Source organism: Microbacterium sp. KKR3/1 (assembly GCF_021272365.1).
GTDB lineage: Bacteria > Actinomycetota > Actinomycetes > Actinomycetales > Microbacteriaceae > Microbacterium > Microbacterium aurugineum.
Window position 1 is genome coordinate 2022794 of sequence record NZ_JAJSDW010000001.1, and the last position, 13626, is coordinate 2036419.

Genomic DNA, 13626 nt, shown 5'->3' on the forward strand with positions numbered 1-13626 from the left:
TCCGGCCTCTGCGTCGAGGCGCGGGTTCACAATGGACCCATGGGAATGTTCCAGCAGAAGCCGGAAGAAGAACAGAGCCCCTGGGCACTGCCCTCCGAGCCCGTGAAGCGCTCCGAGGCCGAGGTGCTCGGCGAGGAACCCGCCGTCGACCCCCTCTCGCTCGGCCTCGGCTTCGGGGCGACGACCGAGGTCAGCTCGATCGTCTTCCCGATCGCGGAGCCGGCGGCGGAGACCGTGGGCGACTACGAGTCGGAGGAGCCCGTCGACGAGGCGGACGCGGAGTCGGACTGAGGTCCGAACTCCACCCGGGTGCGCGGGAGGGCGTCCGGGTACTCCCGCTGCAACCAGCTCATCATCTTCTCCCGCACCTCGCAGCGGATCGTCCACTGGTCGTCGGAGTCCTTCGCCGACATCACCAACCGGACGGTGACGTACCCGCCCTGTGCGTCCGTCACCAGTGCGCTCGACGAGCGCCCGTCCCAGGCGGGCGAGGCTTCGACGATGCGGGTGAACTCCGCGCGCAGTGCGTCCATCGGCACGCGCCAGTCCAGATCCAGGTAGACGGTGCCGAGGATCTTGTCCGACCTGCGCGTCCACGTCTCGATCGGCGTCGAGGTGAAGTAGCTGCACGGCACGACGAGGCGTCGCTCATCCCAGATGTAGACGACCACGTACGACAGGTTGATCTCGCCGACCCGTCCCCACTCGCCTTCGACCACGACGACGTCGCCCACGCGGATCGCGTCCGTGAAGGCCACCTGTATCCCGGCGATGAGGTTGCCGAGGATCGACTGCGCCGCGAGGCCGGCGATGATGCTCGCGATACCCGCCGACGCGAGGAGGCTCGTGCCCACGGCCCGCATCTCGGGGAAGGTGAACAGCACGGTACCCAGGGCCAGGACGGCGATCGACACCAGCACGAGCCGATGGATGACGAGTAGCTGCGTGCGCCGACGTCGCGCCTCCGGACCGACCAGGACGGTCTCCTCGCGCTCGATGAGCCGTTCGAAACCGAAGGAGATCGCCGCGGCGAACAACCACGACCCGAACAGGATGGTGGAGATCAGGAACAGTCGCGAGACCGCCGGCCACCATCCCTGCTCGGCCGGCGCCGTGAGCGACATCGCGATCCACACCGCGACGACCAGCGCCGTGGCCGTCGTGGCGTTGCGCACCCTGCGCGCGAAATCACGCACCCACGGCAGACGACGGCTCACGAGCGCGGCCACCAGACGCAGCAGTACGAGAACGGCGACGGTGGCGAGGACCGCGATCGCGATCACCACGGCCGTGCCGACCAAGGATTCCCATTCGGTGCCGGAAGACATCCGTCCACCCTAGGCGTCGCGCACGGAGGACGCGAGTGCGCGGCGATCGCGCACCCGGTGACCGCATTACGGTGGAGGGATGACGATCACCGCCGCCGCAGACGGCTCCGCCCTGGGCAACCCCGGCCCCAACGGCTGGGCCTGGTACATCGACGACGCGAACTGGGCGGCGGGCGGCTCCCCGCACGGCACCAACAACCAGGGCGAGCTGCGGGCGGTGCTGGAGCTGCTGCGTGCGACGGCGGGCACCGACGAGAAGCTGATGATCGAATGCGACAGCCGCTACGTGATCGACTCCGTGACCAAGTGGATGCCGGGGTGGAAGCGCAAGGGCTGGCGGAAGTCCGACGGCGGGCCCGTGCTCAACCGCGACCTGCTGGAGGGCATCGACGAGGCGATCCGTGGGCGTGACGTCGAGTTCTCCTGGGTCAAAGGCCACGCCGGACACCCTCTGAACGAGGCAGCCGACGAGCGTGCGAACGCGGCCGCGAAGGCGTACCAGGCCGGGGAGGAGCCGCGTCGAGGTCCGGGCTTCACGCGGGCCACCGGTGCCGGTGCCGCCGTGGCCGCATCCGCTCCTGTGGCGGCCTCCGTTCCTGCGACGGGCTCCGCCCCGGTGGCCGCCGCGCCATCGACCACGCTCGCGGAGCCGTTGTGGGCCGAGACCTCGGACCTGCTCGACGGACTCGACGATCCGGGCTCCACGAACGCGCCCGAGGACGACCCGATCGAACTGCGCATCCCGCTCACCTCGGACGAGCACGCCCGATTGCGCGACCGCGCGGACGCGCAGGGCGTCTCGCTCGAAGAGGCTCTCCGTCGGCTGATCTGACGCGCGCCGCCGGCGTCACCGGAGGTACTCGGGGCGGGCTCCGATCCCGACGAAGCGCCCGGTGATCCGAGATAGGCGAGGGTGATCCCGCAGCATCCGCAACGGGAAGGGCAGAGGTGCGTCCGCGGCGCCCGACGCGAGGAGAGGCCCCTGCAGCCGTCGCTGGATCGCCTGGGTCACGATCACCGGCCAGACGCGACGACGCTCGACCCGGCGGAGGTCCGCACGCTGCGGCGCACGGGTACCCAGCACTGGCCCGAGGATGCGATCGGCGGCCACCGCGTCCTGGATGGCCAGGTTGATCCCCACGCCTCCCGCGGGAGACATGGCGTGCGCAGAGTCGCCCATGCACAGGAGCCCGTCGACGTGCCACCGACGCAGCCGCTCCAGGCGCACACGCAGAAGGTGCACGTCGGCCGGACGGAGGTGCGCGGCCGCGGCGCCGAGGCGAGGCGAGATGCGGCGCAGACGCTCGTTCATCCGATGCAGGTCGTCTTCGGAGCCCGTCCAGGCACCGGCGGGGATCACGTGCGCGATCTGGAAGAAGTCCCCGCGGTCGATCGTGATGACCATGCCCGCGCCGGCCTGGATGAACGGGTACATCTCATCGCCGTCCTTCGGCAGCCGGAACCACAGGACATCCATCGACGCGGCCACCCCGACCGGTGAGAGCCCGGCGGCGGTACGGAGCTCGGAGTCACGTCCCGACGCATCGACGACGAGGTGTGCACGGATCTCGACCGGTCCGTCCGGCCCGGTTCCGGTGACCCCGACGATCCGCCCCTCGTCGCGCACGACGTCCTGGATGCGGGTCGAACGCAGCAGGCGGAACCCCGGGAACTCCTCCGCCGACGAGGCCAGCAGGTCGAGGAAGTCCCACTGTGGCATGAACGTCATCACCTTCCTCGCCGTCGGCAGGTGCGAGAAGTCGGCCAGGGTCAGTTCGGTGCCGTGCCAGCTGAGCGTGACCTCCGACATATCGGCGTGGGGGCGCGCGAGGAAGTCGTCGAGCAGTCCGAGCTCGCCCAACAGCTCCTGGGTGGAGGGGTGGATCGTGTCGCCCCGGAAGTCGCGGAGGAAGTCGGCATGCTTCTCGATCACGGTGACCCGGAGCCCGCGACGCGCGAGCAGCAGTCCGAGCATGAGCCCGGCGGGCCCACCTCCGACGATGACGGTGTCGGTATCGGTGTCGGTTCTCGTGTCCATGCAGACAGCGTCCCGCTCCGCGTGCGACGATGCGAGAATGGTCAATAAATCGCCGGGCCGTCCGCGCGGATCGTCGACGGCACGGGCTCGGCTGCTCGAGGCAGCGCAGAAGCACGTTCTTCGAGGTGATCTGGCGGCCATCTCGTCCCGTCGACTGGCCGCGGAAGTCGGCGTCAGCCACACCCTGGTCAATTATCATTTCGGATCGCGGGACGACCTCGTCGCCGCGGCGATCGCCCTGCGCGCAGCACCGCATGACGTGATCGCGCTCGCCCGCGGACGAGACGGTCACGGTCCCGTCGACCTCTCGCGCCTGGCGCACGGCATCCTCGCGGTCTGGGAGCATCCGGAGCACGGCGCGCAGCTCGTCGGTCTCGCACGGCGTCTCGCCGCCGCGGATGACTCCGCCGCGTCGATCAGCGGCTACATCCAGGTGGCGGTGTTCGAACCCCTCGTGGCCGACTTCGGGCGCGAGCACGCACGGCGGATGGCCGTGGCGATCGTCGGCTTCCTCTTCGGACGGTACGTGCTGGAGCTGCCGATGTTCGCCACGCTCCCGCGCGAGGAGGCAGGACGGCTCCTCCTCTCGATGATCCGGTGAGCCGGTCCGTAGACTCGGCGGATGAAGGAATGGCGGGTGACGCAGCGGTGAAGGCGCGTACCGCCTTCGGGCTGCTCCGTCTCAGTGCCGCCGCCATCTGCCTCGTGGCGCTCATCCACCGGCTGAGCTGGGGGTTGGCGTCGAACACCGTCGCGAGCCAGAACTTCTTCGCATACCTGACCAACCAGTCGAACATCGCGTTCGTGGTGCTGCTCACCGTCGCCGGCATCCTCGCGTTGCGCCGTGCGAAGGACCCCCGGTGGCTCACGGTCGCGCTCGCCCTCGTACTGACCTGGACGATCACGGCGGGGCTGGTGTTCGCGATCCTCGTGTGGCAGGCGGGCATCCGCGGGATTCGCATCGATGTGCCGTGGTCCGATCAGGTGCTGCACTTCTGGCTTCCGGCGGTGACCGTGGCGGCCTGGGCGCTGGCTCCCGGACACCGGACCGTGCCGTGGCGGGTCATCCCGGTGTCACTCGCCTATCCGGTGGTGTGGGGCGTCGCGACATTGATCCGCGGACCGCTGATCGGGTGGTATCCGTATTACTTCCTCGACCCGCGACAGGTGAGCGGACCGGCCGAGTTCGTGATCTCCTCGGCGATCGCGCTGGGTTCGTTCGCGGCAGTCGCCACCGTGCTCGTGCTGATCAGCCGCATGCCTCTGCCTCACCGGCTGCGCGCGGGCGAGGAGGACGCCTCCGCCGCACCGCTGTCCGAGCCGGAACCCGCCGGCGAGAAGGTCGCTCAGGTGTAGAGCGCGAGCGAGGCGAGAGCCGCGTCGAGGGCGGCGTCTTCGTCGAGCTCCGCGAACTCCACGGCGGCCGGGCCTCCGACGATCCCGACGAGCACGTTCTCGCCGGTCGCCGCACGCAGATTGATCCAGGTCGGGATCGCGACGTCAGCGCCCACGGAGTGCCAGATCGCCTCGTCGTTGTCCCAGAACGGCTCGTCCCATCGCAGCCACACGGTCTCGATCGCCCCCATGCCGAGGGCGGAGACCGCGCCCCGGTTGGAGAACGGCAGCGGGGGGTCGAACTCGATGCTGCGGTCCTGCAGCACCCCGAGCGGCACCGTCACGAGCACCCGGTCAAAGGACAGCGCCTCCCCCGTTCCGAGGCGCACGCTCACGCCCGTGTCGTCGTAGGCGAGGCGGGCGACCGGGGAGTTGAGCCCCACCCGCACGCCGTCGAGCGCCTGTTCGACGAACGGGGTGAGGTCGTCGCGCGCCGCGGTCAGATCCCCGGTGGGCAGCGGCGGGGCGAACCAGCTGGAGAGCTCATCGGCACCGGCACCACTGCGCGAGGCGAGGAGCGCGAGGAGAGCGGCGGTGCCAGGATCGGCGGGGTCGATGCCCGCCGCGGTCAGGGCATCGGCCACCGACGAGTCCTCCGGAGCAGCCTGCGACGCCACCATCGCGGCCTCGAACGGCGCCGGGTCGACCGCGTCGATGTCGCCGTCGGGGGTGCGCCAGAGATCACCGGCCAGATCGACGATGCCGACCTCTCCGCCGCTCAGCCGGTCGAGCACCTCGGCGTCGTCCGCGCTGAACAGCCAGGCACCGAGCTGCACGGGCACCGGCCAGGAGTCGTCGACGCGGGAGGACACCCGTCCGCCGACGCGGTCCCTGGCCTCGAAGACCGTCACCTGCATGCCGCCGTCGGCGAGCAGGGCGGCAGCGGTCGCTCCGGCGAGGCCTGCACCGACCACCGCGACGCGTTCGCCCGACGTCGCCGGGATCAGGAGTTCCTCCGCGGCGCGCGCGCCCGAGGCGATGGCACCACGCACCGTGCCGGGGGCGTCTTCGTCGGTCGCCTCGCCTGCGAAGAACAGCCGATCGTCGACGGGCTTCGCCAGCGCGAGACGGGTGCCGGCGAGGACGCCGACGGGCGTGAAGCTGGCGGCGCCGAGCGAGAACGGGTCACTCGTCCAGGTGCTGCGGATGCTGCCGGCCGGCGCGGGGACACCGGGCGGCGGCTCAGGCTCGCGCGTCCGGGTGGGCGTGGGGGTCGGCGCGGGTTCCGGGGTGCAGGATGCGAGAAGCACCGAGGCGACGCCGGCTCCGGCGCCGAGGAGCAGAGTGCGGCGCGTGATCCTCATCGTGTCGCCACTTTATCCCGCGCGGGTGGGTTCTGTCCGTCCGGCGGGACCAAGCAGACGTGGCGAGTGTTCACAACTCCGCAGAAACACGGGGCAGCAGACGCAGAACTGGCCGGACTCACGCGAGGCCGACCAGTTCTGAGGAGTTGTGAACGCTCAGACGGCGAGCAGCTCGCGCTCCAGGCGGGCGAACGACTGCTCCATGCCGTCGGCCATGCCGGTGGCGAGGATCATGTCGCGCGTCTCCTTGTCCGGGTACTCGATGAGGAGCGTGACGAGGGTCGCGCCGTCCTCCTCGTACAGGTTCAGGTCGTTGAGGGTCTCAGTCGGCATGCCCTGCATCCGCTCGGTGCTGACCGCGCGGCGCGGGGCGTCGATCAGCAGCGCCTCGCCCTCGAAGCCGAACGGCTGCCCCTCGGTGTCGCCCACCGGTGCCCAGGAGTTCCGGTACGACTGGCCCACCTCGGTGGCGGCGACGCACTCCGTCATCTCCCAGCCGTCGGGGCCGAGCATCCACTGGCGGATGAGCTCGGGCTCGAAGTGCGCGCGCCAGACCAACTCGCGCGGCCCTTCGACGAGGCGGGTGATGCGCACGTGCGTGTCGTCGAGCAGCTCCACACGGGTGCCCTTGCCCTGCGCGTAGGCGCGGAGGTCCTGCAGAACGGCGTCGAGCTGCGCCATCGCCATCTTGATGCCCTCGACCTGGCCCATCTCGACGACCTGCTCGAGCGCATCGACCGAGTCGAAGTGACTCGTCGTGACCATGCGCGTGCCGTCGGCGGTGGACTCGAAGGCGAACGACATGCGCTGCGCCGGGAAGCCGTCGAGCGGTGTGCCGTCTTCATCGACGAAGGAGTCGATGACCTCGAAGCCGTGGGGCTCGTCGATCGATACGAACTCCCACGATCCGGAAGACTTCTCGCCGCGCGGGCCGTTCATCGAGTAGACGGCGCGGCCGCCGACGGTGTGGTCCCAGGCGGTGAACGTGGCCGGCCACCCGGGAGGGCCCCAGAAGCGCTCGAGCTGACGCGGGTCGGAGTATGCGCTCCACACCCGCTCGATGGGGGCGGCGAAGTCGGCGACGACGGTCATCGTCAGGTTCTCGGTGTCGGTGGTGACATCGGTGACGGGCATTTCAGTCTCCTTGTTGCGGGTTCGTGGTGCCGGTGGTGTCGGCGGGACCTGACCGAGGCGTCTCGGCCAGCAGGTCGTCAAGCCGGGCGATGCGCGATCGCCACAGCTCTTCGTATCGGGCGAGGAGCGCCCTGGCGCGGGCGATCATCTCGGGGTTCGCGCGGACGAGCCGCTCGCGTCCCTCGGCGCGCTTGACGATGAGGTTCGCGGCCTCGAGCACGGCGACGTGCTTCTGCACCGCAGCGAACGACATCTCGTATTCAGTGGCGAGGGTCGAGACGGACTGCTCCCGCTCGATCGTCCGGCGCAGGATGTCGCGCCGGGTCGACGTCGCCAGTGCGTGGAACACACGGTCGACCTCCGCTTCGCTCAACTCCGTTTGTACAACCATTTGGTTGTACGTTAGACCTGCGCGAAGAGCATGTCAAGGGTCAGTCGACCGTCAGGCCCAGCAGGCGGTACCCCATCCCGGGCTCGGTGATGATGTGCACCGGCTCCGACGGCGTGTCCTCGAGCTTCTTGCGGAGCTGCGACACGTACAGACGCAGGTACCCGGTGTCTTCGATGTGCTCGTTGCCCCAGATGGCCGTGAGGAGTGTCTGCCGGGTGACGAGCTTGCCGGCGTTGCGGATGAGGATGTCGATCATCTGCCACTCCGTCGGGGTGAGCCGGATCTGCCGGTTGCCGTCGGAGGACTCGCGGGAGACGCTGCGTGCGGCGAGATCGATGGTGATGTCGCCGAGCCGGACGAGGGGAAGTGCTTCTTCCTGGGGCACCCGGCGGGTCAGGGCTCTGATCCGGGCGAGGAGCTCCTCGACGGCGAAAGGCTTGGTGATGTAGTCGTCGGCGCCGGCGTCGAGCGCCTCGACCTTGTCGGAGGCACCCGCCCGCCCCGAGACGACGAGGATCGGCGCCGCGGACCATCCGCGAATTCCGTGGATCACCTCGATCCCGTCGAGCTTCGGCATACCCAGATCGAGGAGGAACAGGTCTGCGTGGTGGTCGATGGCCGCGGCGATGGCCGCAGCGCCGTCCGATGCCGTGACCACGTCGTATCCCTTGGCCGTGAGGGTGATGCGGAGCGCGCGCAGGATCTGCGGGTCGTCGTCTGCGATGAGGATCTTCATTCGGTCTCCTCCGATGTGCCGGGTGCGGGCATGGTGGCGGGCAGCGCGATGACCATGGTCAGTCCGCCGCCGGGGGTGTCCTCCGGGGTGAGCGTCCCGTGCATGGCTTCGACGAAGCCGCGGGAGAGCGCGAGGCCGAGCCCGAGACCGGACGAGTTGTCGGTGTCACCGAGGCGCTGGAACGGGACGAAGATGTCGTCGCGCTTCTCGGCCGGGACACCGGGCCCGCGGTCGATGATACGGATCTCGAGGTGATCACCGAAAGTGCTGGTGCTGACGTGCACGGGCACGTCCGGAGGGGAGTGCCGGTGGGCGTTGGTGAGCAGGTTGACGACCACACGCTGCAGCAGCACCGGATCCGCCTGCGCCACCGCGTCCCCGTGATGGAGCGCGAGCGTGACGTCCGTGGGACCGAGCTGGAGTTCGTCGAGAGCGGGGGCGATCACCTCGGCCGGATCGGTCGGGATGTCGGCGATCGCGAGCACCCCGGTCTGGAGGCGGCTGACATCGAGCAGATCCGTCACCAGCGTCGCGAGCGCGGTGAGGCTCTCGTCCGCGGTGTCGAGCAGCTCCTGCTTGTCGCGCCGGTCCAGATCGGGTCCCGCAGCGCGCAAGCCGCCGACGGCGGCGGCAGCAGCGGCGAGCGGGCGACGCAGGTCATGGCTCAGCGCCGAGAGCAGAGCTCCGCGCACACGGTCCGAGGCCGCGATCGGCTCGATCTCCTTCGCGGTTCTCTCGAGGCGCTGGTGCTCGAGCGCCGCGGCGAGCTGAGCGGTCATGACCGCCAGCAGTCGACGCTCGGACGCTGCCACATCGCCCCCGTGGAGTTCGAGCACAGCGTGGTCACCGATGCGGATGTCGGTGTGGCGGTTGTCCGCCAGGGGTTCCCCGGCGCGCGCGATGACCTCGTCGCCACGCATCAGACGGACTCCCGCGAGGTGGAACGCCTCCCGCGTGCGGTCGATGAGCGCCTGTATCGCGTTCTCGCCGCGGAGCACGCTGCCGGCGATCGTCTGGATCAGCTCGGACTCGGCGGCAGACCGCCGCGCGGCGCGCGTGTATCGGGCGGCGCGATCGACGATGAAGCTGACCATGCTCGCGATGATGACGTACAGGACGAGCGCCAGCAGGTGGTGCGGCTCGTGGATGTGGATCGTGTAGAGGGGCTCGACGAAGAGGAAATCCAGGGTGAGCCCGGACAGGACGGCGGCGAACAGCGCCGGCCAGATACCGCCGACCAGCGCGACGATCACGACGAGCAGCTGGTAGCTCAGCACATCGGTCGTGATCGATTCGGGGCTGCGGAAGAAGCTGAGGAAGAACGTCAGCAGCGGGCCGCCGAGGAGCGCGACGAGGAAGCCGAGTACGCGGCGCTTGCGGGTCAGCGCCCCGGTGAGCGGCGGCAGCGCGAAGCGACGACCTGCGGCGGAGTGATTGACCATGTGCACGTCGATGTCACCGGACTCGCGCACGACGGTCGCGCCGATGCCCGGGCCGGTGAACGCCGCCGTGAAGCGTCCGCGCCGACTGGCACCGAGCACGAGTTGGGTGGCGTTGACGGATCGTGCGAACTCGACCAGGGCGGTCGGGATGTCCTCGCCGACGACCTGATGGTAGGTGCCGTTGAGCTTCTCGACGAGGGCGCGCTGCTCCGTCAGCACGACCGGGTTCGCCGCGCGCAGGCCGTCCTGGCTGGTGATGTGCACGGCCATCAGCTCGCCGCCGGCCGACCGCGCCGCGATCCGGGATCCGCGCCGCAGAAGGGTCTCCCCCTCCGCTCCTCCGGTGAGGGCGACGACGACGCGCTCCCGCGCCTCCCAGGTGCTGTCGATGCCGTGCTCAGCGCGATACCCCTTGAGCGCCTGGTCGACCTCATCGGCCAGCCAGATGAGGGCGAGCTCGCGAAGCGCGGTGAGGTTGCCCAGGCGGAAGTAGTTCGACAGCGCGGCGTCGATGCGTTCGGCCGGGTAGACGAATCCGCCGGAGAGACGGTCGCGAAGCGCCTGCGGGGCGAGGTCGATGACCTCTATCTGATCGGCGCTGCGCAGCACGTTGTCGGGTACGGTTTCGCGTTGCGGCACGCCGGTGATCTGTTCGACGACGTCGTTGAGGGATTCGATGTGCTGGATGTTGAGCGTGGAGATCACATCGATACCCGCGGCGAGGAGTTCCTCGACGTCCTCCCAGCGCTTCTCGTTGCGGGAGCCGGGTGCGTTGGTGTGGGCGAGCTCATCGACGAGCGCGACGGAGGGCGCACGGGTCAAGAGCGCAGCGAGATCCATCTCCTCGAGTTCGACGCCGCGGTGCCCCACGTTCATCCGAGGGATCGCCGGGAGCCCGTCGGTCATGGTCGCGGTGGCCGCACGGCCGTGCGTCTCGACGATGCCGATGACGACGTCCTTGCCCTCAGCGAGGAGTCGGCGCCCCTCTTCGAGCATGGTGTAGGTCTTGCCGACGCCGGGGGCGGCGCCGAGCAGCACACGAAGCCGCCCCCGAGTCATGCTCAACCTGCCGACTCGTCGAGTGCGAGGTTGAGCTCGGCGACGTTGACGACCGACTCCCCGAGGTACCCGAGGTTGGGAGCGCTCGTGGCGGCCTCCACCGCCGCGGCGACCTCGTCCTCCGATATCCCGCGCGCGTCGGCGACACGGGCGATCTGGATCTGCGCGTAGGCCGGGCTGATGTGGGGGTCGAGGCCGGAACTCGACGAGGTCACCGCGTCTGCGGGTACCGCGGACTCGTCGACCCCGTTGAACTCGGCGATCTGCACCTTGCGTTCGGCGATCGCCGCGACGAGGTCCTCGTTCTCCGGCCCCTGGTTGGTGCCGGACGACGCCGTGCCGTCATAGCCGTCGCCGGCCGCCGACGGCCTGCTCTGGAAGTACTCCGGAAGCGGGTTGCCCTCCTCGTCGGTGAACGACTGACCGAGCAGCGAGGATCCGACGACGTCCCCGCCCTTCGAGACGAGGGCTGAGCCGTTCGCCTGTGCGGGGAATGCGAGCTGCCCGATGCCGGTGATGAGCAGGGTGTAGCCGATGCCGAGGACCACGGTGAACATGAGCATCGCGCGAACCGCGACCCACAGTGTGCGGCCGCCGCTGCGTGTTCCAGCGTTCATGAGTGTGCGATCTCCTTGTCAGATCAGAAGCCGGGGATCAGGCGCACGAGCAGGTCGATGAGCCAGATGCCGATGAAGGGTGTGATGATGCCGCCGAGTCCGTATACGGCGAGGTTGCGTCCGAGGATCTTCGAGGCGTTGAGGGGGCGGTACTTCACTCCTCGCAGGGCGAGCGGCACGAGGAAGACGATCACGATGGCGTTGAAGACCACCGCGGACAGCACCGCCGATGCCGGAGAGTGCAACCCCATGACGTTCAGCACCGCGAGCTGCGGGAAGACGCCCATGAAGATGGCCGGGATGATGGCGAAGTACTTCGCGATGTCGTTCGCGATCGAGAACGTGGTCAGTGCGCCGCGCGTGATGAGCAGCTGCTTCCCGATCGCGACGATGTCGATGAGCTTCGTCGGGTCGGAATCGAGGTCGACCATGTTGCCGGCTTCCTTCGCGGCCGACGTTCCCGTGTTCATCGCCACACCCACGTCGGCCTGCGCGAGCGCGGGCGCATCGTTGGTGCCGTCGCCGGTCATCGCCACCAGGTTGCCGCCGTCCTGCTCCTTGCGGATGTACGCCAGCTTCTGCTCAGGCGTCGCCTCGGCGAGGAAGTCGTCGACTCCCGCCTCCTTGGCGATCGCCGCGGCCGTCAGCGGATTGTCACCGGTGACCATGACGGTGCGGATGCCCATCGCGCGGAGTTCGGCGAACCGCTCGGTCAGCCCCTCCTTGACGATGTCCTTCAGGTGGATGACGCCGAGCACCCGGCGACGACCGTCGGCCGCCTTCACGGCGACGACCAGAGGCGTCCCGCCGGACTGCGAGATGTGCTGGACGTGCTCGTCCAGCTCGGCGAGTTCGCTGCTCGGCAGACGCGCGCCGTCCTCCTCCAGCCAGGCGGTGATGGCGCTGCCCGCGCCCTTGCGGATCTGCGTCCCGTCGTCGAGGTCCAGTCCCGACATGCGGGTCTGAGCCGTGAACGGAACGATCTCACCGCCGGCATCCGCCTCGACGTCGACGCCTTCGGCACGTGCCAGGTCGACGATCGACTTGCCCTCGGGCGTCGGGTCGGCGAGCGACGACTTCGCGGCCGCCTCGATGAGCTCTCGCTCCTGGACGCCGTCGATGCGGACGAACGCGCTCGCACGGCGGTTTCCGTACGTGATCGTGCCCGTCTTGTCGAGCAGCAGTGTCGTGACGTCGCCCGCGGCCTCGACCGCGCGACCGGACATCGCGAGGACGTTGCGCTGCACCAGGCGATCCATGCCGGCGATACCGATGGCGGACAGGAGGGCACCGATCGTGGTCGGGATGAGGCAGACGAGCAGCGCGATGAGAACGGTGATGCTCGCGGGGCTCGCCGGGTAGGAGGCGATCGGGTTCAGTGTGAGCGCGACCACCACGAACACGATCGACAACGACGCGAGAAGGATGTTCAACGCGATCTCGTTGGGGGTGCGCTGGCGCGCGGCCCCCTCGACGAGAGCGATCATCCGATCGACGAACGTCTCCCCCGGTTTCGAGGTGATGCGCACGACGATGCGATCCGAGAGCACGCGCGTGCCGCCGGTGACCGCTGACCGATCTCCCCCGGATTCGCGCACGACGGGGGCGGACTCGCCGGTGATCGCGGACTCGTCGACGCTCGCGATGCCCCACACGATGTCACCGTCGCCGGGGATCAGCTCACCGGCGGACACGACGACCGTGTCGCCCAGGCGGAGATCCGCGGAGGAGACGTCGGAGATGCGCGCGGCCTCCGCAGAACCGTCGTTCGCCGGGTCATAGTCGTCGACGCGGTGGGCGGTGGTGCTGGTACGGGTCTTGCGCAGCGTGTCAGCCTGCGCCTTGCCGCGTCCTTCGGCGATCGACTCGGCCAGATTGGCGAAGACGACCGTGAGCCACAGCCACACCGCGATGATCCAGGTGAAGGACCACGGGACGCTGCTGCCACCCGACGTCGCGGGGCCGCCCAGGAAGGGCTCGGCGACGGCGAGCAGCGTGGTGAGGGCGGCGCCGACCCACACGATGAACATGACGGGATTGCGCCACTGCGCGCGCGGGTCGACCTTGCGCAGCGCGCCCGGGAGAGCGGCTCGCACTTGCGCCCAGGTGAGCGTCTTGCGCGGTGCGGGTGGGGTCGCCTCCGATGTCTCGGGCGACGGGGTGTGCGTGATGGTGGACATGG

The 13626-nt window shown here is 69.4% G+C and carries 13 protein-coding genes; 4 read left to right on the plus strand and 9 right to left on the minus strand.

From position 1 onward, the window contains the following. Positions 1-39 precede the first annotated feature (39 nt). Positions 40-291: a hypothetical protein gene (locus LVJ59_RS09660; protein ID WP_232762838.1), complete on the plus strand. Its 252-nt coding sequence runs from the start codon at positions 40-42 to the stop codon at positions 289-291. On the opposite strand, the gene LVJ59_RS09665 is transcribed toward LVJ59_RS09660, so the two are convergent. Further along, complete coding sequence (locus tag LVJ59_RS09665) at positions 243-1328, minus strand: mechanosensitive ion channel family protein (protein ID WP_232762839.1); 1086 nt, start codon at positions 1326-1328, stop codon at positions 243-245. The genes LVJ59_RS09660 and LVJ59_RS09665 overlap by 49 nt on opposite strands. A 79-nt stretch (positions 1329-1407) precedes the next feature. Between LVJ59_RS09665 and LVJ59_RS09670 the strand changes: the two genes are divergently transcribed. Continuing rightward, positions 1408-2160 carry a ribonuclease H gene (locus LVJ59_RS09670; RefSeq protein ID WP_232762840.1) on the plus strand — a complete coding sequence of 251 codons (753 nt, stop codon included), beginning with the start codon at positions 1408-1410 and terminating at the stop codon, positions 2158-2160. 15 nt (positions 2161-2175) lie between these two features. Here the strand turns inward: LVJ59_RS09670 and LVJ59_RS09675 are convergent, their stop codons facing one another. Then, entirely contained in the window at positions 2176-3366 is a 1191-nt protein-coding gene (locus tag LVJ59_RS09675; RefSeq protein WP_232762841.1) for an FAD-dependent monooxygenase, read from the minus strand. A 37-nt stretch (positions 3367-3403) separates the two neighbouring features. Here LVJ59_RS09675 and LVJ59_RS09680 point away from each other — a divergent pair, with 37 nt between their 5' ends. Both LVJ59_RS09680 and LVJ59_RS09685 read left to right on the plus strand, forming a co-directional pair. After that, positions 3404-3967, plus strand: a complete 564-nt coding sequence (locus LVJ59_RS09680; RefSeq protein WP_165875461.1) for a TetR/AcrR family transcriptional regulator — start codon at positions 3404-3406, stop codon at positions 3965-3967. Positions 3968-3996: 29 nt separating this feature from the next. Beyond that, positions 3997-4722 carry a Pr6Pr family membrane protein gene (locus tag LVJ59_RS09685; RefSeq protein ID WP_232762842.1) on the plus strand — a complete coding sequence of 242 codons (726 nt, stop codon included), beginning with the start codon at positions 3997-3999 and terminating at the stop codon, positions 4720-4722. Here LVJ59_RS09685 and LVJ59_RS09690 read toward each other — a convergent pair. The 7 genes from LVJ59_RS09690 to kdpB form a co-directional block, all read right to left on the minus strand. Next, a complete protein-coding gene (locus LVJ59_RS09690; RefSeq protein WP_232762843.1) occupies positions 4713-6065 on the minus strand; it encodes an FAD-dependent oxidoreductase in 1353 nt (450 codons plus the stop codon). The genes LVJ59_RS09685 and LVJ59_RS09690 overlap by 10 nt on opposite strands. Positions 6066-6221: 156 nt before the next feature. After that, positions 6222-7199, minus strand: a complete 978-nt coding sequence (locus LVJ59_RS09695) for an SRPBCC family protein (RefSeq protein WP_232762844.1) — start codon at positions 7197-7199, stop codon at positions 6222-6224. A gap of 1 nt (position 7200) precedes the next feature. After that, entirely contained in the window at positions 7201-7590 is a 390-nt protein-coding gene (locus LVJ59_RS09700) for a metalloregulator ArsR/SmtB family transcription factor (RefSeq protein WP_047522820.1), read from the minus strand. 40 nt (positions 7591-7630) lie between these two features. Continuing rightward, a complete protein-coding gene (locus tag LVJ59_RS09705; protein WP_047522818.1) occupies positions 7631-8326 on the minus strand; it encodes a response regulator in 696 nt (231 codons plus the stop codon). Continuing rightward, positions 8323-10827, minus strand: coding sequence for an ATP-binding protein (locus tag LVJ59_RS09710; protein ID WP_232762845.1), 2505 nt, complete (start codon positions 10825-10827; stop codon positions 8323-8325). Before LVJ59_RS09710 ends, LVJ59_RS09705 begins: the two co-directional genes overlap by 4 nt. Positions 10828-10829: 2 nt before the next feature. Then, positions 10830-11444 carry a potassium-transporting ATPase subunit KdpC gene (gene kdpC, locus LVJ59_RS09715; RefSeq protein ID WP_232762846.1) on the minus strand — a complete coding sequence of 205 codons (615 nt, stop codon included), beginning with the start codon at positions 11442-11444 and terminating at the stop codon, positions 10830-10832. Positions 11445-11467: 23 nt separating this feature from the next. Then, the gene (gene kdpB, locus LVJ59_RS09720) at positions 11468-13624 is read right to left on the minus strand and encodes a potassium-transporting ATPase subunit KdpB (RefSeq protein ID WP_232762847.1); all 2157 of its coding nucleotides are present in this window, start codon (positions 13622-13624) and stop codon (positions 11468-11470) included. Positions 13625-13626: the final 2 nt, after the last annotated feature.

Bases quoted from the DNA above. Each gene is read 5' to 3' on its own strand.
- LVJ59_RS09700 (WP_047522820.1), bottom strand. From the start codon at position 7,590: ATGGTTGTACAAACGGAGTTGAGCGAAGCGGAGGTCGACCGTGTGTTC.
- LVJ59_RS09705 (WP_047522818.1), bottom strand. From the start codon at position 8,326: ATGAAGATCCTCATCGCAGACGACGACCCGCAGATCCTGCGCGCGCTC.
- LVJ59_RS09690 (WP_232762843.1), bottom strand. From the start codon at position 6,065: ATGAGGATCACGCGCCGCACTCTGCTCCTCGGCGCCGGAGCCGGCGTC.
- LVJ59_RS09665 (WP_232762839.1), bottom strand. From the start codon at position 1,328: ATGTCTTCCGGCACCGAATGGGAATCCTTGGTCGGCACGGCCGTGGTG.
- kdpC (WP_232762846.1), bottom strand. From the start codon at position 11,444: ATGAACGCTGGAACACGCAGCGGCGGCCGCACACTGTGGGTCGCGGTT.
- LVJ59_RS09685 (WP_232762842.1), top strand. From the start codon at position 3,997: ATGGCGGGTGACGCAGCGGTGAAGGCGCGTACCGCCTTCGGGCTGCTC.
- LVJ59_RS09675 (WP_232762841.1), bottom strand. From the start codon at position 3,366: ATGGACACGAGAACCGACACCGATACCGACACCGTCATCGTCGGAGGT.
- LVJ59_RS09670 (WP_232762840.1), top strand. From the start codon at position 1,408: ATGACGATCACCGCCGCCGCAGACGGCTCCGCCCTGGGCAACCCCGGC.
- kdpB (WP_232762847.1), bottom strand. From the start codon at position 13,624: ATGTCCACCATCACGCACACCCCGTCGCCCGAGACATCGGAGGCGACC.
- LVJ59_RS09660 (WP_232762838.1), top strand. From the start codon at position 40: ATGGGAATGTTCCAGCAGAAGCCGGAAGAAGAACAGAGCCCCTGGGCA.
- LVJ59_RS09710 (WP_232762845.1), bottom strand. From the start codon at position 10,827: ATGACTCGGGGGCGGCTTCGTGTGCTGCTCGGCGCCGCCCCCGGCGTC.
- LVJ59_RS09695 (WP_232762844.1), bottom strand. From the start codon at position 7,199: ATGCCCGTCACCGATGTCACCACCGACACCGAGAACCTGACGATGACC.
- LVJ59_RS09680 (WP_165875461.1), top strand. From the start codon at position 3,404: ATGGTCAATAAATCGCCGGGCCGTCCGCGCGGATCGTCGACGGCACGG.